Here is a 19586-nt window from a genome sequence, read left to right on the forward strand (position 1 = left end):
GGATTTACAGTCACTGCGGGCCCCAACCGGGTCCATCGACCCTGTCCTGCCCGTCAGGGTTTTCTTCACCACCTCCTCTCCTTTGTCCGGAAGGCGGCGCACACCGATGTCCGACCCCGTAGGAAAGCTTCCGAGCGAGCTCGACCAGCTCCCGGACCGCGACACCGAGGAGACCGCCGAATGGGCGGCCTCCCTCGACGCCGTCGCCAAGGCCGCCGGTACGCGCCGCGCCGAATACCTGCTCCGCCGCACCCTCCAGCACGCCGAGGCCGCCGGCCTCGCCCTGCCGAAGCTGCTGGAGACGGACTACGTCAACACCATCCCCACCGCCGCCGAGCCGGCCTTCCCCGGTGACGAGGAGATGGAAGCCAAGATCACCGCCTGGAACCGCTGGAACGCGGCCGCCATGGTGACCCGCGGCTCCAAGTACGGCGTCGGCGGCCACATCGCCACCTTCGCCTCCGCCGCGTGGCTGTACGAGACCGGCTTCCAGCACTTCTTCCGCGGGAAGGAGGCCGACGGATCCGGCGACCAGCTCTACATCCAGGGCCACGCCTCCCCCGGCATCTACGCCCGCGCCTTCCTCGACGGGCGCATCTCCGAGCAGCAGCTCGACAACTTCCGCCAGGAGTCCGGCGGCAACGGCCTGCCGTCCTACCCGCACCCGCGGCGCCTGCCGTGGCTGTGGGAGTTCCCCACGGTCTCCATGGGCCTCGGCCCGCTCTCCGCGATCTACCAGGCGCGCTTCAACCGCTACCTGGAGAACCGCAAGATCAAGGACACCTCCAACTCGCACGTCTGGGCCTTCCTCGGCGACGGCGAGATGGACGAGCCCGAGTCGACCGCCGCCCTGGCCCTGGCCTCCCGCGAGCAGCTCGACAACCTGACGTTCGTCATCAACTGCAACCTGCAGCGCCTCGACGGCCCGGTCCGCGCGAACTTCCGCGTGGTCCAGGAGCTGGAGGCCCAGTTCCGCGGCGCCGGCTGGAACGTCATCAAGACCCTGTGGGGCACAGCCTGGGACGAGCTGTTCCAGCTCGACACCACGGGCGCCCTGGTACGCCGCCTGCGCGAGGTACCGGACGCGCAGTTCCAGACGTACGCCACCCGCGACGTGGCCTACATCCGCCAGCACTTCTTCGGCGCCAACGCCGAGCTCGCCGCCCTGGGCGCGCTGCTCTCCGACGCGAAGATCGCCGAGTGCTTCCACACCTCCCGCGGCGGCCACGAGCCCCGCAAGGTGTACGCCGCGTACAAGGCCGCCCTGGAGCACAAGGGCGCTCCGACGGTCATCCTCGCGCAGACCGTCAAGGGCTACACGCTGGGCGCCGGGTTCGAGTCGAAGAACGCGAACCACCAGATGAAGAAGCTGACGATCGACGAGTTCAAGGACATGCGCGACCTCCTTGGCCTCCCGATCCCGGACAGCGCCTTCGCCGACGGCAAGGTCCCGTACGGCCACCCGGGCGCGAACAGCCCCGAGGTCCGGTACCTGAACGAGCGCCGCGCGGCCCTCGGCGGCCCCGCCCCGGCCCGCAAGGTCCACCAGGTGGCGCTGCCGGCTCCGGCCGACCGCTCCTTCGCCCCGCTCATCAAGGGTTCCGGCAAGCAGGAGATGGCCACCACCATGGCCTTCGTCCGCCTGGTCAAGGACCTGATGCGGGACAAGGAGACCGGCAAGCGCTGGGTGCCGATCGTCCCCGACGAGGCCCGAACCTTCGGTATGGAGTCGCTCTTCCCGTCGGCCGGCATCTACTCGCCGCTGGGCCAGACGTACGAGCCGGTCGACCGCGACCAGCTGATGTACTACAAGGAAGCCAAGGACGGCCAGATCCTCAACGAGGGGATCACCGAGGCCGGCGCCATGGCCGACTTCATCGCCGCCTGCACGTCGTACGCGACGCACGGCGAGCCGATGATCCCCTTCTACATCTTCTACTCGATGTTCGGCTGGCAGCGCACCGCCGACCAGATGTGGCAGCTCGCCGACCAGCTCGGCAAGGGCTTCATCGTCGGCGCCACCGCCGGCCGCACCACGCTGACCGGTGAGGGCCTCCAGCACGCGGACGGCCACTCGCACCTGATCGCGTCCACGAACCCGGCGTCGCTCAACTACGACCCGGCCTTCGCGTACGAGATCGCGGTGATCGTCAAGGACGGTCTGCGCCGCATGTACGGCGAGCAGCCCGAGGACGTCTTCTACTACCTGACGGTCTACAACGAGCCGAAGGTGCAGCCCGCGATGCCCGAGGGCGTCGAGGAAGGCATCGTCAAGGGCCTGTACCGGTTCAACACGGCCGCCGACCTGGAGGCGGCCCCGGCCGCCGACGCCCCGAAGATCCAGCTCATGGCCTCGGGCACGGCGATCCACTGGGTCCTGGAGGCGCAGCGGCTGCTGGCCGCCGACTGGAACGTGGCCGCCGACGTGTGGTCCGCCACCTCGTGGGGCGAGCTGCGCCGCGACGCGCTGGAGTGCGACGAGGCGCTGCTGCGCGGCGAGGAGCGCACCCCGTACGTGACCCGCGTGCTGGAGGGCGCCCCGGGTCCGGTCCTCGCGGTCTCCGACTGGATGCGCCAGGTCCCGGACCAGATCAGCCAGTGGGTCCCGCAGGACTACACCTCGCTGGGTACGGACGGCTTCGGTCTGTCCGACACCCGTGAGGGCGCCCGCCGCCACTTCGGTGTCGACGCCCAGTCGATCGTGGTGGCCTCGCTGGCCCAGCTCGCCCGCCGCGGCGAGGTGCCGGCGTCCGCCGTCAAGGAGGCCCGGGAGCGCTACGGCCTCTGAGCCGTGTCCCGCTGACGTGCCGAAGGCCGGTGTCGCACCCCCAAGGGGGTGGGACACCGGCCTTTGGCCGTACGAGCGGTGGCGACGCGGGGGTGCAGCCGTGATGCTGGATCCCGTGATGGACGAGACGGAGTTCTGGGAGATCGTCGACCGTACCCGCGAGGCCGCCGAGGGCGACCCCGAGGAGCATGCCGAGCTGCTCGTGGAACGGCTGGCGCAGCTCGACCCCGACTCCGTGCTGGATTTCGCGCGGCACTTCGAGTCCCGGTACAACCGGGCGTACACCTGGGACCTGTGGGGCGCGGCGTGGGTGCTGCTCGACGGGGCGAGCGACGACGCGTTCGACTACTTCCGGTGCTGGCTGATCGGTCAGGGCAGGGAGGTCTTCGAGGGCGCGGTGCACGATCCGGACCGGCTGGCGGAGCTGCTGGGCGACTTCGACGAGGAGATCGACGGGGACGGCGAGGAGCTGGGGTACGCGGCCGACGAGGCCTACGAGCAGCTGACCGGGGTGGTGGCGCCGGACCTGGGGATCCCGTTGCAGGCGGAGGAGCCGGAGGGCACCCCGCTGGACTTCGAGAACGAAGCCGTGCTGGCGGAGCGCTTCCCCCGGCTCTGGGACCGCTTCCGCTCCTAGTAGTGGGTTCCGCCGTCGATGCGGATCTCGGTGCCGGTGATGAAGGCGCCGTCCTCGGAGCCGAGCATCGCGACGACGCCGGCGACGGTCTGCGGGCCGGCGAAGCCCTGGCCGAGGGCGGGGGCGAGCTTGGCGAACAGGCTCCAGTCGGTGTCCTCGGGCAGGCCGGGGCCGGTGCCGGTGGTCATGCCGCTCTCGATGGAGCCGGGGGCGACGCTGACGAAGCGCAGGCCCTGCTTGCTGTACTCGGCGGCCAGTGCGTGGGTCATGGACTGGATGCCGCCCTTGCTGGCCGCGTAGGCGGACATGTAGGGGTGGGCGAAGCTCGCCGAGGTGGAGCTGAAGTTGACGACGACGGGCTGCTCGCCGGCCAGCAGGGCGGGGAGCGACTCGCGGATCATCAGGAAGGTGCCGGTCAGGTTGACCGAGATCACCTGGTTCCACAGGTCGAGCGTGGTCTGGTGGGTGTGCGCGGAGCGCAGGATGCCCGCCGCGTTGACCAGTACGTCGACGCCGGTGAGCGCGTCGACGGCGGCGGCGACGCCCGTCTTGACGGCGGCCTCGTCGGATATGTCCAGGACGGCGGTGGTCAGCCGGCCGGCGGTGCCGTCGCCGGCCGCCCGGTCGGCGGTGGCCTTGAGTCCGGCCTCGTTCACGTCGACGGCGTGGACGCGGCCGCCCTCGGAGAGAATGCGGTGGACGGTGGCCTGGCCGATGCCCGAGCCGCCGCCGGTGATGAGGACGCGACGTCCTTCGTAACGGTTCATGGGGGCGAGCCTACCGAGCGTGTGACACGTTTTGCCAGCCTGGCATGAAATGCATTCTTCAGCCGGCGCTGGCGTAGTCTTCACCCGTGAGATCTCCCCGCCCGTACTCCCCCCAGAGCGGCCCCGGAACCCAGTCGCTGACCGAGCGCCGCAAGGCCGCCACCCAGCTCGACATCGCCCGCGCCGCGTGCGAGCTCTTCGCCGCGAACGGCCCCGACGGCACCACCGCCGAGGACATCGCCCACCGGGCGGGGGTCGCGCTGCGCACGTTCTACCGCTACTTCCGCAACAAGCAGGAGGCCGTGGCCCCGCTGCTGGCGGGCGGCGGCGACGCCTGGCGGGCGCTGCTCGCCGAGGAGCGCCCGGGAACCCCCCTGGCGGAGGCCCTGGAGCGGGCGGTGCGGCGCTCGCTGAGCGACTCCCGGACCGTCGAGGAGGGGCTGGAGGTCACCCGCGGCCTGCTGCGGGCGGCGGCCTCCGACGAGGCGCTGCGGGCGGTCTGGTACCGGGTGAACCAGGACTCCGAGGAGCGCCTGGTCCCGGTGGTGGCCCGGCTGGCCGGCCCGGAGGCGGACCCGATGTCGGTACGCCTGCTCGCGGCGGCGGCCACGGACGCGATCCGCGTCTCCCTGGAGCTCTGGTCGGCCGGCGACGCCCCGGTCTCGGGCCCCGGCTCCCCCGCGGACCTCGCGGTCCGGGCCCTGCGCGAGCTGACCGGCGCGATGCCCCTGCTCCGCTGAGCGGGGCAGGGGCACCGGGAGTGGGGGTGCGAGGTGGTCAGCGCCAGCCGCCCCAGTCGTCGTACCAGTCGCCGTGGTCGTGCCAGCTCGCGTTGTCCCAACGGCCCCAGTCGTTGTCGTTCCAGCCGTGGTCGTGGTCGCTCCAGCGGCCGTTCCCACCGCAGTCGTCATCGTCCCAGTGGTTCGAGTGGCGGTGGTCCGAGCGCGAGTCCCAGCCACCGTCATGGGCGGAGGCGTTCGCGACCGGCAGCAGACCCAGGGTGAGTCCGGCGGCCCCGGCGACAACGGCTCCGACGATCCTACGGCGCATCTTCATGCACCTCCGATACAAATAGCACTTATCGGGCTTTTAGGTCCTATCCACCGTTACTCCGATCAGGCGAGCTGTCAAAAGCAGCGGATCCGGACGTCTGCGGCCGGTTCAGTGGCCGTCGTCCAAGGGCAGCTGTTCCTGTCGGCATATGGCGGCTCCGTTCTCCACGTCGTCCAGGTAGACGGGCATCTCCTCGATGCCGAGCGACCGCATGAGGACCGCGGTGGCGATGCGGTAGCGCCCTCCCACCCTCCTCACCTCACAGGGGAAGCGGCCCTGGCGCACCAGCTTGTACGCCGTGGACAGGCTGAGCCCGTACGCGGCGGCGGCCGTCTGCAGGCCGACGGACAACGGCAGGTCAAAGGCTTCGCCGAGAGTCAGCCCCGGCTTCCCGGTCCCGGTCACAGCGCCTTCCTCGGGCAGCGAAGGGAAACCGTGGCCACGCGGGTGCGGCCTCGCGTACGGCACCGGGCACGGTCGAGCACATCCCCCAAACCGAGTTCCTCCGCGACCATCCCGAGCCGTTCGCCTTCCGCGGTCCGCGAGCCGGCCGTCAGGCGCAGGGGCGCCGAGAGGCCACCCTGTCGCGCCGGCGCCGGCAGGTGAATCTCCCAGCCGTCGACAGCGAGCGGGTCGCCCTGGGGCGCGCCCCGGCAGGCGGAGAGCAGTTCGGTGTCCTCCACCGCCGTCTCCCGTTCGGCGGACTTGGCGAACGCCCAGGCCCGGCGCCCGGCTGCCACCAGCAGGGCGTGCCCCACGTCCGACGCCTCCGGATCGGCGTCCCGTACCGCCTCGACGAAGCCGAGCAGCAGCTCGGATTCCACGTCCTTGCGCTCGCCACGCGCATAGCGGCCCACCCGGAAACTCAGTCCCCGCAGGACGGGCAGGCCCAGCCAGACGCCGAAGAGGCTCCACGGCTCGCCCGTGGAATCCTCGCCGCGTGCCCGGCGGACCACCTCCGCCCATACGGCGCGCCGCATCGAGTCACCGCCGCCGACGGCGAGAGCGGCGGCACGGGCCTCTCCGACCGGGAGGCTCAGTCCTCCCTCCGCCGTGGCGATCCACAGGTCACGGCTCCCGTCCGGGGCCAGTTCCCCGAACTGTTCGTCCACGGCGTCGAACACGCCGTTCCAGCGGAGCAGTCCCATGCGTTCCCTCCAGTAGGTGTCGCTGAGCAAGTTCGCCGTCGGATCGACCGGGCACCCGCCATCGCGCAGGCACCCGGCCTCCAACCCCTCGGTTTCAGAACCCGCTATACCGCGGGCGGCGCGGGCGGCGGGTCGGTCGGCGGCGCGGTCCTGGGCGGACCGGGGGGCCGCTTCCTGCGGTTCGGCGGAAACGAGCTGCGCCGGGGCGGCACTGCGGCCCGGCGACCGCGCGGCTTCTTCGGCATGCTTTGCACTCCTTTCTTGGGTCGGGTGACCGCGGACCTTCCCGTCGCCTTCTCGGCCGCGGCGATCCACAGAATGGCGGGGCGATCGCATCCGGTGCATCGCGCGTCGGTGACACGGTCGCGACACAGGCCTGTTTCACACCTCTCCCCATGGCTTGAACTGGCCTCACCATCCGGGGTCTTTCGTTGAATCCCCACGCGATCGGATCGACTCCGGGCATGATCGCGAATTACGGGTCAGACACCATTCCGAAAGAGAGCCATGGCGTTCCGCGTACTCGACCGAGTCACCGCCCCAGAGGGCTGTGAACTGGACGTCTTTCGTCATTCACGCCTCATGGGCGTCCTCGCCGCGCTCCTCGTCTCCCCTGGACAACAGGCCTCCCGCGACGACCTGAACAGATGGATCTGGGGAGACAGTCCCAAGAAGTACGCCCTGACGAAGGCGCTGAGCCGGCTCGGATCCTCTCTGCCGGGAGAAATCGCCACCGTGAAGAACGGGGAAATCTGTTCGATTAACGTCCCCCCGGAATCCGTGGACTACCTCAGGTTCCGGCATTCCTGGGCCATCGCCCGGGACCTCGCCAGGCCCGCCCCCGACCGCCTCGCCGCGCTCAGGCTGGGCATGCGCGAATGGAGCCCTCGGGAAATCCTGGGCGGGCTGACCGGCGAATGGGTCGTTCAGGCCCGGAGCCGGCTTCGCATCCAACAGAAGCGCGCCGCCGTAGAACTCGTCCGGGTCACACAGGCGCTGGGCGACCTCGAATCGGCGATCACCGAAGCCGAACAGTTCCTGATGCTCTGGCCCACGGACGAGCAGGTGGTCGAGCGCCTGCTGGACTGCATCGCCGCCGCCCACGGCACCCGCGCCGCCGAGCAGCGGCTCGCCGACTGGTACGCGGAACACCCCGACGGTTCCCCCCGGCTCCGCGCCTACATACGCGACCTGGCCACGCCCGGCCGGTCACAGCGTGTCCTAGGCCGTGCGGCCCACCTGGTGGTGCCCCGCGAGCTCCCTTCTCAGGGCCCGCCCCTCCGCGGCCGCGACAACACCCTGGACGAGCTGGTGTCGGCGATCGGGGCACCGGCCCGGACCTGCGGCGTATTCGTGATCACCGGGATGCCCGGTGTCGGGAAGACGGCTCTCGTCCGACGCCTCGCGAACCTGATCAAGCACCTGTTCCCGGACGGTTCCCTCCACCTGGACCTGCAGGGCTTCACCTCCCCGGACACCGCTCCCCTCGCGCCGGAGATGGCCCTGTCGCACTGCCTCACCGCCTTCGGCCTGACGGACATACCCTCGTCCCTCGCGGACAAGGCAGCCCTGTTCCGCTCGATCCTGGCCGAACGTTCCGTGCTGGTCGTCCTGGACAACGCCCGCAACAGCGACCAGATCCGTTCGCTCATCGGCAGTAACAAACGCTGCGCAACCCTCATCACCAGCCGCGACCGCCTCTGCGACCTGACGGCCGACGAGGAGGTTCACGTGACGGAAATCAGACCGCTCGCCAACGTGGCGGCGAAGAGTCTCTTGGTGGACGCCATGCACGGAGAAGTGGACGGCGAAGCCGACCTGCTGCTGGAGCAGCTGGTCCAATGGTGCAGCGGAGTGCCCCTGGCCTTGCAGCTGGTCGCGGCGCGCCTGCGGAACCAGCCGCCGTCCGCCCTGGGCGGCTTCGTGTCGTCCATGGGCGAGAACCGTGCCGCGGTCCTCGACGACCGGAACCGGCTCGCTGTGTGGCCGGCGTACCGCTGCTCGTACCAGACGCTCAGCCCTGACGCCGGCCGGCTGCTGTGGCAGCTCACCCTCTATCCGGGTGCCGACATCTCCTGGGGCGCCCTGGCCGACATCGCACGTGCCGGAGCCATCAAGGACGTGCACCGCGCGGCCGAGGAACTCGTCACGGGGAATCTCCTGGAGTGCTCCGGGGGCGCGTACCGCATGCACGACCTGATCCGCGCCTACGCCACCGAACTGGCCGAGGCCGACGACACGGGACTGGGCGAGCGGACCCGCGAGCGGGTCTTCGACCATCTCCTCCAGAACGTCTGGGCCTGCGACCGGGTACTCGCGCCGGACCGTGGCCTGCCGATCCAGCCCTGCGCCACCGTCGAGCCGATCCGGCCGAAGGACGAGAACGCCGCCATGGCCTGGCTGCAACAGGCCTACGGACCGGTGATGGCCGCCATCCGACTGGCGAGGGAAGCGGGACAGCACCGCACGATGTGGCTGCTGTCGCTCGCCGTCATGACCTACCAGTGGCGCCTCAACCTGTACGCCGCGGCCGAGGAGAACCTGTCCGCCGCTCTCCACCTGACGCGCGGCATCACCACGCCCGAAGAGCGCTCGACACTCCACCGGATGCTCGCCGGATGCTGCTTCAACCAGGGGCGGCTCGGCGAGGGGGTCGCCCACCTGCACAGGGCCATCGCCCTCGTCGAGGGCTCCGGCGCAGCCGCCGACCGGCTGAGCCTGGGCCGCTCGCTCCACACCCTGGGGTTGGTACGCAAGACCGAGAAGCAGGAAGCGGAAGCCATGGAGCACCTGCACCACGCGCTCGACGTCCTCCGTCCGCTGGACGATCACCCCACCATCGGCGCCGCCCTGGAATGCCTGGCGGAGATCCACTGCGACCGGGGGGAGTACGACCAGGCACTCGACCTCTGCTTCAAGGCCCAGGCCGCCTTCCAGCTGAGCAGGGACCGCAACGGCCGCGCGAGTGTCCAGCGGACCTTCGGCACCATCCACCAGGCACGCTCCGAACCCGGCCCCGCCCAGGCCGCCTTCCGGCAGGCACTGTCGATCTACAAGGACCTCCGCTACGACCGCAACATCGGCAGGACCCTGTGCGCACTGGCAGACCTGCACATCGAAACCGGCGCTGTCCAGCAGGCACGGGAGGCCCTGGAGGAGGCCCATACGGCGTTCACACGCGCGGGCGACGGCTTCGCGGAATCCGTGCGGCACAGACTGGACACGATGTGATCCGCTTGGCCCGCCGCGCAGCAGGGGGCGGCTCCGAGAACACGCAACAACGGTAACGAGCGGTCGGATCCGGATCCCAGGCCTTGACCGGGCGCGGGTCGCCGAGCCGCGGCAGCCGGCCGGCCAGTTCGGCCAGAACGGCCCCGGCATCGCGGGGACGGTGATCGGGGTCGTAGGCGACCATGCGCAGTGCCAGATCTCGGAGCGGAGCAGGGATGAGTGCGGCATCGCCTGCGGCCAAGGGTTCCAGGCCGGCCTCGGGCCTCCCCTCCTGGCCTCCGTAGGGGAGCTTCATCGTCGTCATCTCGATGAGGACGCAGCCGAGCGAGAAGACGTCGGCCCTGGCCGAGACCGGCCCCAGCTGATCCAGGTTCTCCGGTGCGGCATATCCGCTGGTGCCTCCCCTGAAGGGACGCCCGACGAATTCCGCGGACCCGAGATCGAGGATTTGGAGGAGATCGTTACGCGCACTGATGAGGAGGTTCTCCGGCTTGAGGTCGCAGTGGACCAGGCCTCGTTCGTGCATGACCGAGAGCGTCTCGCAGATCTGCCCCAACGTCGCGACCAGCGTGGGCACGCAGCGCACCGGCCTGGCCTTGGAGGTGGCTTCCTGCACCGAGATCCCGTCGACGAACTCGGTGGCCAGGCAGTGCCGTTCTCCGTGCCGACCGTGCCAGTACACCTCCGGCACCCCGCGCACGTCAGCGAGAAACATCCCCAGGTGAGCGGCGTGCGTGAGGTTCTCGCCGTCTGCGCGGTACGTCCTGACCGTCTCAGGACCCCGCGCAAATTGGAACTTCAGTGCGACCTCGTGGTCCGTTTCCTGGTCGACCGCCCGGTAGACCTGAGCCTCCGCGCCAGCGCCCAGGAATTCCCTTACGACAAAACGCTTTCCGACCAGTTGACCCTGCACAGCACTTCCTCCAGTCGTACGGCAGAGAGAGATGTGAGCGTGATGGAATCCAGGCACCACGGCGTGACCCGGACGAGCCGGGCCGTGAGGATGTCGCTGGGCATGTTCTCAGGCAGCAAGTACCGGTGTCCGGTACAGGATTCGATGAGGGCACTCGGATACACAGCGGACAGCCCGCCGCCCGGGCGTCGCGAGGTGCTCGAGCAGGTCGCCCTGCGGCCCCTCATGGACGAGCTGGACGGCCGGCGCGGGCCGACCGCCCCTTGGCGGCACCGGCTCGACCCGGTGCTGGAGAGCTGGACCCGACACGCCGTCGGGGCGTACGACTCGGCCTTCGCCCGCCCGGACGGCGACTCGGGCATGAGGGAGGTCCCGCGCCCCTGGACCTACCGGTACCCGGCCGCCGCGGACGACCACCGGGGCGCCACGGAGTACGGGATCACCGTGTGGGGGCGGTGTCTGGCCTCAGCGGACGGCAGCGTCCGCGAACTCCGTCTGCCGGTGCACCGGTCCGGAGCCCACAACGTACCCCCCGAAGGCTACGTGGCCCTCGCGGCCCTCGTCACCGCCGAGGCCCGGCAGGCGGACCCACCCGAACACGTTCGTGTCGTCCGCTTCCCCGCGGCGGGCACCGGACCCGAGCTGCTCTTCGCCGGAACCCCCGAAGAGGCCAGAGCGCTCCACCGCCGGCACGGGCGGCACACCGTACGCGCCCTGCTCGACTCCGCGGAGTACCGTCCGGGATCCGCCTGCGGCTCCTGCCCGTTCACGTCCGGCTGCCCCGCACTTTTGCGGGCCCCGGGCTTGACGGGCTTGTCGGGGAAGGGCCGTCCGCGGCGGACATGGTCCCCGACCGACGGACGGGAGTACACGGCCTGCCCCCGCCGGAGCAGGGCCCGGTCCCTGCGGCTTCCCACCCTGGACGCGGTCGAGCGGAGCCCGGCCGCCGAACGGGGGCGCGCGGTCCACGCGTACCTGGCGGCCCGGCACCGGGTGGACCCTCCGGTCCCCTGCTCGAACGACATACCCGAGGACTGGGTACCGGCCGGCTTCGCACTGGAGGCGCGGGAACTGCTGATCGCAACCGCCCAGCTCCGCCGGCACGCGGCGGTGTGCCCGCTGCACCGGGTGCTGGGCGCCGAGGACGTACGGGTGGAGCCCACCGTCACCATGGAGGACCCTGCCGCCCGTGTGGTCGTCGTGACCGATCCCGACCTGGTGTACCGCGACGGCGGTTCGTGGGTGTGGCGGGAGGTGAAATCGACCTCGCGGCGCTTCTCCGGCACGTCGAACCTGATGGAGACCTACCCTCAGCTGGCCCTGGCCGTCCTGATGGCCGCGGAGGCCGTATGGCCGGGCAAGCCCGGCAACGTCCGGGTCGAGGCCGAGATCCTCAGGCCGCACGGCGCCTCCCTCGTCACCCTGGACCCCTCGTCGCCCGCCGTCCGGGACCGTGCGCGCAAGGCACTCGCTCCGCTGACGGACGCATGGCACGCCGACGACGCGTTCGAGCCGCAACCAGGTCCGAAGTGTGCCGATTGCCCGGTCAGCCAGTGGTGCCCCGATGTGGCGCTCCCGACCTCCGGCGACCGGGACGACTCATGAGCGGGCGCAGCGCCGCTGCGCCCGCGGCGGACGCGCTGGACGAGGAACTGCTCGGAGCCGTCGCCCGCGCCGTCCTGACCGCCACGGCGCAGGACCGCCTGCAAGCACTCACCCTTCCCTATCCGCGGGACCTCCAGGTCGTGGCGGACCGGATCACCCTGCGATGCCTCCGGTACGGCGTTCCACCGCCCGGCAGTGTGCCGGAGCTACTCGCGTGGTGCGCCCGGCCGCTGGCGGACTGGCCGCTACCGGACTCGGGTCCCGCTTGCGTACTCCCCGGCACCCGGTTGGTCGACCCCGTGGGCCGCACCGCCACACGCTCCTGTGCCGAGCTCGCCGAGCTGGGGCCCGCACCGGGCCCGGAGAGCAAGGCCGAGGCCGCCATGCGCGGCCTCCGCTCCGAACTGGGCCCGCAGCGGTACCGGGAATGCCTGCGCTTCCTGGTGGAACACCCCGTCGTCAGCGCGGACCTGCGCTGGCGCAGGCACTGGGACGTGGCGCTGTGGACACGTGTCAGGCACCTCTACGGCGACGTTCCCAAGTCCCTTCAGGACGACGACAGGCTCCGGATGTGCCGGAGCTGCACCCTCCCGGGACGCCGCCCAGGACCGGCGGCGAGGTGGTGCGAAGGCGAACGCTGCGACCCGGAGGCCGGGTTTACCGAGCTGCGCAAACCGGGGGACGCACTCCTGCTGGACCGGAACCTGCGTCTGTTCGTGACACTGCCCGGGGACCACGAGCGCTCGGTCCTCACCGGGTTGTCCGAGGCCGGGGTGACGTGCACCCGGCTTCCGGTCGCCCGCTCCTCCTTCGAGCTGACCACGTCCGCGGGGCCGCCGGTCACGGCCCTGGTCGTGGACCGGGCACAGCCCCGTCTATGGGCCGACCGCGTGCCGTGGTCCGAGCTGCCCGTCCGCGACGGGCTCCTGGTCATCGTCCCGGAGACCCGCACGGAGCCCGGCCATGCCCGCGAACTGCGCGCCGCCGTCCACTCCGGCTGCGGCGTCCGGCCGGTCGTACTCACCACGCGGCGGGCGGTCCGCCACCTGCTCGCCCCGCCCCCTCGCCGTGCCCACCGTCCGGGAAGGACCTGATGCGTACCCTCGCGTCGCCCCTGAAGAACGTGATCGACGAGCTGGAGGACTTCTCCCGCACCCCACGCCGCCGCCGGCACCTGGAGCAACTCTGCCGCATCGAGTTGGGGCTCTTCCTCCAGCAACAGTTCCATCCCGGTGCACCAGCGCTCGACGCCTGGCCGCTCTTCAGCGGATATCCGTACGCCGTGGCACAGGGCATCGCCGTCTCACGACAGGACCGCCACCGGCTCCGTGTCGCCCGGTACGCGATGTGGACCCTCAGCAGACCGCGGGCCTGGGAGCACGCCCTGGAGTGGTACCAGCGGTTCGATCCCGGGCTGCGCGGCTATGACCTCCCCGACCCGTCGCAGCCCGCCGTACGCACGGACCCGGCACCCGGTGCGGAGCGCTGGGCGGTGTACGGGGAACTACTCGACACCGCACCGCCTTTCGTCCGGCGCCGAGCCACCACGGCGGGACCCGGCCCGTACGAGTTCGTGCTGGGCCGGCACACCGCACCCGTCGAACTGCCGGATCTGCCCGGGCTTGCGACGGTACCCCGCCACGACCTGGACATGCCTCCGGCGAACGGCGGGGATCCCCTGCACCTGACTAGGAGGGAACTCCTGCGGACAGCTGCCCTCATGGACGAGATCAACCCCCAGAAGTGGGTGGAGCGGCTGAACTCACTCGTGTTCCGAGTCCGGTCCGAGGACGCGTTCACGGAACGGCACGCCCTCACCATCGACGGCGTCCAGCACCTCCTGGGCATCGTCGGGGCCGGGAAGAGCACGCTCCGCGACATCGTCGCGGTCCACCTCGCCCGCGAGCGCGGTATGCGCGTGACCGTCGTGGTCAACGACGTGGCCGACGTACTGCGCCTCGTCCAGCTGTACAACACCTTCGCGCCCGGGTCCGCCGTCCCGGTCATCGGCGTGACCAGCCGGGAGCAGCACGCACAGCGCCTGCACCGTCGGCTCGCCGGCCGCGGCGAACACCGGCTCGCCGCACACGACGACCCCGCCTTCGCGCACCTCGGGACCTCGTGCGCCGTCAACGCCCTGCGGGTGGAGGGGAAGGTCCCCGGCGCAGGCGCCCTGCCTTACGGCGCGGCTCCGTGTTCCGGCCTGATGCCGATGGAGGACGGCCCCGGATCCGACGACCCTCCGGGGGAGGACGGCGGTACCCGTACGCGCCGGGGTCCGTCGGCCCGCTTCCTGAAGCGCCGGCCCCGCCACGTCTGCCCCTTCTGGGGAGGGTGTCCGCGCCACCACTCCGCGCGCGGGCTGGTGGAGGCACCCATCTGGGTGGCGACCTCGGCGAGCCTGGTCGACGCACGCCCTCCACGGCCGCAGAACGCCGAGTCGGTCCGGTACCTGGAACTGGCCTGTCGCCGCAGCGATCTCGTCGTCATCGACGAGGTGGACCGGGTCCAGATGCACTTCGACCGGATCTTCGCACCGGCAGTACCCCTGGTCGATCCGGAGGACCCCGAAAACTCCTTCATCGACAACCTGATGCGGCACACCAACCTGGAGCTGGCCACCGGTGCCCGGCTCCAGCTCTCCGACCGCTACGTGCAGGACTGGACGGCGGCGCTGCACACCGCCAAGCTCGCCATCGAGCGGCTCTACGGGATGCTGGTCGCCGACGAGAACCTCCGCGAGCATGTCCGGAGCGGCTATTTCAGCGCCTGGACCCTCCAGGCCGGATTGGTGGAGGAGCGTCATCCCGTGCCGGAGTCGGCCTCGGAGCCCGACCCCGACAAGGACGCGCGGGACCGGCTGACCGACCTGTTCGGAGCCTTCCGGGACGACCCCTTCGGGGACCGGGGGCTGCCGGGCGAACACGACACGGCCGAACTGACCTCCCTGCTGTTCCAGGTGCTCCACACCGACGAGCCCGAGCAGACCCGCGCCCGGCTCGGCGATCTCATGGACCGGATCTTCAACATGGGGCCGGCCGTGGAAGCACGACAGGCCGCCTACGACGAGGCCAAGGCCGAGGAGGCCCGCTCGGCGGGGAGCGGCCCCAAGGGCCGCCGCCGCAAGCTGCCGGCAGAGCCAGCCACGTGGCACCGCTCCCTGCTCACCCGCTTCGAGTTCATGCTGGTGCTCAGCGCCCTCGAACCCCGGCTGGCCCTGATCAACGCCATTTGGCCGCAGGTCCAGGGCGCTCTGAACCTGGATTTCAACTCCCTGTACCGGCGGCCGGACGACTACGGTCCGATGGTGCCCGAGGCACCCATGGGGAACGTCCTCGGCTTCCGCTTCCGCCCCGACGGCCCTCAGGACGACGGCGGCGGAGTGGGGAGCGGCGAGCTGAGCTTCTTCCGGTGCAGCGGACTCGGACGTGGGCTGCTCCAGGCCCTCCCCACACTCGCCACCGTGGACGGCCGTCCCACGACGAACCTCCTCCTGCTCTCCGGAAGCAGCTGGGCCGGGGCGTCCAACCGGTACCACGTCCCGTCCGAAGTCGGGATCGTGCTCGAACCGCGCGCCCGGCAAGTACCGCGTGTCGACATGCGCATGGAACTCGTCCGGGAGGGCGGCGAGGCCGTCACCGTGTCCGGGAGCGGCATGGAGGAGCGGCCCGTCCGGCTGGAGCGGATCGCCACGGCACTGGGCGCGAGTGCGGAGACCTTTCCGGAAGGCGGCCCTCTGGAACGGGAACTCGGGCGGCTGGCCCCCGAGCGGTCGCACATCCTCCTGCTGGTCGGCAGCTACGAGGAGGCCGCACTGGTGGCTGACACGCTGCACAATCTCAACGACCGCTGGCACGACAAGGTGCTCCGGCTGGTCCCGGACGGCGAGGACACCGACGACGTGGATCCGTCCGACCGTCACGGGCGCGCCCGTGTCCTGCGCCGGGGCGACGTGGAACGCCTGGAGGACTGCGGGGCCGACGTACTGGTGGCTCCCCTGCTGGCCATGGAGCGCGGCCACAACGTCCTCAACTCGAACGGCGAGGCCGCCATCGGCAGCGTCTACTTCCTGGTCCGGCCCAACCCCCATCCCGAGGACCTCTCCCTCGCCGTCAGCAGCATCAACAGCTGGATGAGCCGGGCCTTGGACGACGGCCGGTTCAACGCCTGGGCCGGAGCCGGGGCTGGTCTGGCCGCCGGCGCGCTCCGGGTCCGTGCAGCGGCCCGCTCCGAGTGGTACCGGCTGCTGCGCCGGAGCGTCGCCTGGAGCCGCTTGGAGGACGGTGACCGCGCGACGGTGACATGGGACCTGATGGTGGTGATCTGGCAGGTGATCGGCCGGCTCGTACGGGGCGGTGTTCCCGCCCGGGTGGCCTTCGTCGACGCCGCGTTCACACCGAACGCCGCCGCGGTTCCCGCTTTGCCGGACACCGCGGAATCCAGCCTGCTGCACAGCATGACCGACGCGCTGAAGCCCTACTTCACTCCGGGAACCGACGTCCCCGAAGACGACCGGTTCATCGTCACCGCACTCTACGAACCGCTGTGGGAGGGGCTGGAGCGACTGCTCCACCCGCTGCCCGGCACACCCGAGGAGACTCCCTCATGTACAGGCTGATCCGCACCGCCGCGTACGAAGTCGAACCCGATCACGGACCCGTCATCGAAGCGCACCACATGATGCGACCGGACCCCGCCTGGTGGGCCGAACTCGCGGAACGGTACCGAAGTACCAGGCGCAGCGACCCGGCGTACGGGCTGCCGACCAAGCACCTGGGCTCCCTGCTGTGCGCGCTGGCCCCGGGGGTGGTCACGGCGGATGCCCAGGCCGCCTCCACCCACGGCGACACGCCGTGGCTCTACGCCCGGGAGCACGTACCGGACGAGGTCGTCGTCCCGCTGATCGACACCTGGGCGACCGACCTGCTCACCCCCCGACACACCACCACCGACGTCCCCGGTACCGCCGGGGACGACTCCGACGACGAGGACGGCTTCGGGTACTGGTACGAGAACGGGACGCCGGAACACGAGCGCGCCGACTGCGAACCGGCCGGCGCCAAGGGCATCGAGCACCTGCTGGAACAGCTCTACGAAGCACCGCCCGCCTGGACGACGCAGGAGATCGACCTCACCGCCTCGGCCACGTCGCCCGCAGGCACCGCCCTGCCCGGCCGACACGTCTACCGACTGCTCACGGAGTGGGCCGCCGCCCGGCTCACGGCACGCCCCTGGCACGTCCGCGGGCGCACCCTTCGGTTCAAGGCGGTCACCGACGGGGAACGCTCCGAGCTCGTCTCCTGGCCTCCACTGCGCCACGTCACCCACCGGCGGGCCTGGTACTACTCGGCCCGGCTCTCCGTGACCGTACAGACCGTCCCGTTCCACGGTCGGTTCCGTGTGCACGTGAGTCCGGGGATCCGCCGTTGGGTCACCGGCAGCGGGGCCCGGCCCGGGCCCGGGCGGCGCGCCACGGTGCTGATCGACGCCCCGCTGCCGTGGGCCGACTCCGACGAGCGCACCCCACGGCTGATCGGGAACAGCGTCGGCTACGACCATCGGCTGCGCCGCCTGGCATGGCAGCGCAGGAGCACTGCGAAGCTCCTCCCTCACGTGGACATCGTTCGGACCTTCCCGGACCCCGAGGAACTCTTCCGTTCCCCGGAAGACCTGCTTCTCGGCCGCGACTCCTTCCGGGCGGGGATCACGTACCACCCGACCATGCAGGGGACCCACCGCATCGGCCCCGGGCTGATGCCTCGGGAACGCGCCGAGCTGGACGAATGGGTGGCGCAAAGCCTGGCTCCTGTCTTTCGCCGCGTCCCCGATCTCACCCGCATCAACCGCGTGAGCAAGCCGCTCCTCCGCAGGACCGCCGACCCCGACCCCGACCGGAGAGGGGTGACGGCCACCTCCCCGAATCCGGTCGCCGCAGCGGCCGCGGGGCGGCGGCAGGCACTGCACGACGTCCTAGGGGAGCAGCCGCTGCGGCTCGACGTCGTATGGCACTCGAAAGAAGTCCGTGACGAGGTGCTTCACGCCCTGCCGGAGCTTCTCGGGCTGCCACACCCCGAAAGGACGTCCCGCGACGAGTGGACCAGCGAAGCGCACGGCCTGACGGTGCGCATGCACGCCATCCGACGAGGCGGGCTGGGGGGCCCGCTGAAGCTCCCGCAGCGTCGCGGCCTCCGCCGGGCGGTCTCACTGGGGCAGGCGATCACTGCCAGGGCCGAGCAGGTCGCCGGCTCCCCCGCCACCCTGGCCCACGCCACCGTGATCGAACTCGACGGCCGGGCTCGCTACCCCCGGCCAGGAACCGATCCGAAGCACGCGCTGCGGCTCGGGTTCGCCGCGGCGGGCAAGCTGACCCAGTTCATCCAGCCGCCGGGCGAGGAAGCGCCCGATCTCGGGCAGCGGGCCAGATCGGCCTGCCTCGACGTGCTCCGTCAGATCGGTGCGGTGCCCTTCCCGCCGCACCAGGCCGGGAAGGGAGTGCCCGAAAACCTCCAGTACGTCGGGCTGTGGCTGGTCCGTCACACGTCACGCGGCCCCACCCGGTGCGCGACCCGTCGGCTGATCGCCCTGCGGATCCGCCCCGGTGATCACGAGCCGGTGCACGGCTGGGACGACATCGGGGAGGCCTGGGTGCCCTACCGTCGGCTGCTCCTCACCCTGGCGTCCGACCGGGGCCTCGCACAAGACGAACCGGGCACCTGGGTGCCCGGTCGCCCGGACGGCTCTGCCGCCCGCTGGAACGGCTTCGAGAACCCCTGGCGCGAGGATGCGCAGCGGCAGATCCAGAACATCCTGTTCCAGACCCGGGACCGGCCGACCCTGCTGCTGGCGAGCGCCGGCAACCTCCGACAGTGCTGGCCGGGGATCGCGAGCGCCGTCCTGACACCGGACGAACTCGCCTTCGGCGCCGGGGAACCCGGGCAGAGGCTCTCCCTGTACGGCCCCGATCTGCGGTTCGTGCTGCTCAGGGACGCCAACGGCCGGGGAGAGGTCCCGCAGTGGTGGGCACGGGACGAGACCGGAGCGACCGGCTTCTCCGCCGGTCTGTGGACGCCGGGCCACACCGCGGGTCGCGTCTTCTACAGCACGGCGGACGTGCCCCACACGGCCGCCCGGCCGAAAGGCCTGATGAAGCTGGTTCCCGACGCCGATGGCCGTACGGCCCCGACGAAGAACGCGTGGAATCCGCGCGGCTTGGAGATCACGGTCGCCGGATGCCTGTCCGCCAAGGCCCTGGCGGATGCGGGACGCGAGCAGGAGCAGCCCGACGATCCTGCCGACTGGGCCATGCTCGCTCACCAGCTGAGGTTCCATGACTCCTACAGCCCGCTGGCCTGGCCCCTGCCCCTGCACTTGGCGAAGCTCGCCGGCGAGTACGTCCTCCCGCTGGCGAAGGAGCATACGGAAGCTCGGCCGTAACCGAGACGAG

13 protein-coding genes are annotated in these 19586 nt (G+C 71.0%); 8 read left to right on the plus strand and 5 right to left on the minus strand.

Annotated elements, in window-relative coordinates:
- Window positions 1-106 precede the first annotated feature (106 nt).
- The gene (gene aceE / locus D1J60_RS10525; protein ID WP_125820915.1) at window positions 107-2788 is read left to right on the plus strand and encodes a pyruvate dehydrogenase (acetyl-transferring), homodimeric type; all 2682 of its coding nucleotides are present in this window, start codon (window positions 107-109) and stop codon (window positions 2786-2788) included.
- Window positions 2789-2903: 115 nt separating this feature from the next.
- Complete coding sequence (locus D1J60_RS10530) at window positions 2904-3425, plus strand: DUF4240 domain-containing protein (RefSeq protein WP_206436636.1); 522 nt, start codon at window positions 2904-2906, stop codon at window positions 3423-3425.
- Here D1J60_RS10530 and D1J60_RS10535 read toward each other — a convergent pair.
- A complete protein-coding gene (locus tag D1J60_RS10535) occupies window positions 3422-4192 on the minus strand; it encodes an SDR family NAD(P)-dependent oxidoreductase (protein WP_125820916.1) in 771 nt (256 codons plus the stop codon). The two genes, D1J60_RS10530 and D1J60_RS10535, sit on opposite strands and share 4 nt — an antisense overlap.
- An 86-nt stretch (window positions 4193-4278) precedes the next feature.
- Here D1J60_RS10535 and D1J60_RS10540 point away from each other — a divergent pair, with 86 nt between their 5' ends.
- Entirely contained in the window at window positions 4279-4932 is a 654-nt protein-coding gene (locus D1J60_RS10540) for a TetR family transcriptional regulator (protein WP_125595530.1), read from the plus strand.
- Between the two features lie 37 nt (window positions 4933-4969).
- Here D1J60_RS10540 and D1J60_RS10545 read toward each other — a convergent pair whose 3' ends face one another.
- The 3 genes from D1J60_RS10545 to D1J60_RS38005 form a co-directional block, all read right to left on the minus strand.
- Window positions 4970-5248 (minus strand): hypothetical protein, encoded by a 279-nt coding sequence (locus D1J60_RS10545; protein ID WP_125820917.1) that lies wholly within the window; start codon window positions 5246-5248, stop codon window positions 4970-4972.
- A gap of 105 nt (window positions 5249-5353) precedes the next feature.
- Window positions 5354-5650, minus strand: a complete 297-nt coding sequence (locus D1J60_RS38000; protein ID WP_241253205.1) for a helix-turn-helix domain-containing protein — start codon at window positions 5648-5650, stop codon at window positions 5354-5356.
- The gene (locus D1J60_RS38005) at window positions 5647-6393 is read right to left on the minus strand and encodes a hypothetical protein (protein ID WP_125820918.1); all 747 of its coding nucleotides are present in this window, start codon (window positions 6391-6393) and stop codon (window positions 5647-5649) included. Before D1J60_RS38005 ends, D1J60_RS38000 begins: the two co-directional genes overlap by 4 nt.
- Window positions 6394-7173: 780 nt before the next feature.
- Between D1J60_RS38005 and D1J60_RS10560 the strand changes: the two genes are divergently transcribed.
- Window positions 7174-9624, plus strand: coding sequence for a tetratricopeptide repeat protein (locus D1J60_RS10560; RefSeq protein WP_164720876.1), 2451 nt, complete (start codon window positions 7174-7176; stop codon window positions 9622-9624).
- Here D1J60_RS10560 and D1J60_RS10565 read toward each other — a convergent pair.
- A complete protein-coding gene (locus tag D1J60_RS10565; RefSeq protein WP_164720877.1) occupies window positions 9566-10537 on the minus strand; it encodes a serine/threonine-protein kinase in 972 nt (323 codons plus the stop codon). The genes D1J60_RS10560 and D1J60_RS10565 overlap by 59 nt on opposite strands.
- A 195-nt stretch (window positions 10538-10732) precedes the next feature.
- Between D1J60_RS10565 and D1J60_RS10570 the strand changes: the two genes are divergently transcribed.
- Genes D1J60_RS10570 through D1J60_RS10585 form a run of 4 tightly spaced genes read left to right on the plus strand, consistent with a single transcriptional unit; the run spans window position 10733 to window position 19576 of the window.
- Window positions 10733-12142 (plus strand): PD-(D/E)XK nuclease family protein, encoded by a 1410-nt coding sequence (locus D1J60_RS10570; protein ID WP_164720878.1) that lies wholly within the window; start codon window positions 10733-10735, stop codon window positions 12140-12142.
- Complete coding sequence (locus tag D1J60_RS10575; protein WP_125820922.1) at window positions 12139-13236, plus strand: HU-CCDC81 and SPOR domain-containing protein; 1098 nt, start codon at window positions 12139-12141, stop codon at window positions 13234-13236. Before D1J60_RS10570 ends, D1J60_RS10575 begins: the two co-directional genes overlap by 4 nt.
- Window positions 13236-16760 (plus strand): hypothetical protein, encoded by a 3525-nt coding sequence (locus tag D1J60_RS10580; protein ID WP_125820923.1) that lies wholly within the window; start codon window positions 13236-13238, stop codon window positions 16758-16760. The genes D1J60_RS10575 and D1J60_RS10580 overlap by 1 nt, the downstream gene beginning before the upstream one ends.
- A complete protein-coding gene (locus D1J60_RS10585; RefSeq protein ID WP_125820924.1) occupies window positions 16748-19576 on the plus strand; it encodes a DUF3962 domain-containing protein in 2829 nt (942 codons plus the stop codon). Before D1J60_RS10580 ends, D1J60_RS10585 begins: the two co-directional genes overlap by 13 nt.
- Window positions 19577-19586 lie beyond the last annotated feature (10 nt).

Source organism: Streptomyces sp. W1SF4 (assembly GCF_003950035.1).
GTDB classification, from domain to species: Bacteria; Actinomycetota; Actinomycetes; order Streptomycetales; family Streptomycetaceae; genus Streptomyces; species Streptomyces racemochromogenes.

Coding starts and splice junctions, on each gene's coding strand:
- aceE (WP_125820915.1), top strand. CDS start 107: ATGTCCGACCCCGTAGGAAAGCTTCCGAGCGAGCTCGACCAGCTCCCG.
- D1J60_RS10535 (WP_125820916.1), bottom strand. CDS start 4,192: ATGAACCGTTACGAAGGACGTCGCGTCCTCATCACCGGCGGCGGCTCG.
- D1J60_RS10545 (WP_125820917.1), bottom strand. CDS start 5,248: ATGAAGATGCGCCGTAGGATCGTCGGAGCCGTTGTCGCCGGGGCCGCC.
- D1J60_RS38005 (WP_125820918.1), bottom strand. CDS start 6,393: ATGGGACTGCTCCGCTGGAACGGCGTGTTCGACGCCGTGGACGAACAG.
- D1J60_RS10575 (WP_125820922.1), top strand. CDS start 12,139: ATGAGCGGGCGCAGCGCCGCTGCGCCCGCGGCGGACGCGCTGGACGAG.
- D1J60_RS10580 (WP_125820923.1), top strand. CDS start 13,236: ATGCGTACCCTCGCGTCGCCCCTGAAGAACGTGATCGACGAGCTGGAG.
- D1J60_RS10585 (WP_125820924.1), top strand. CDS start 16,748: ATGTACAGGCTGATCCGCACCGCCGCGTACGAAGTCGAACCCGATCAC.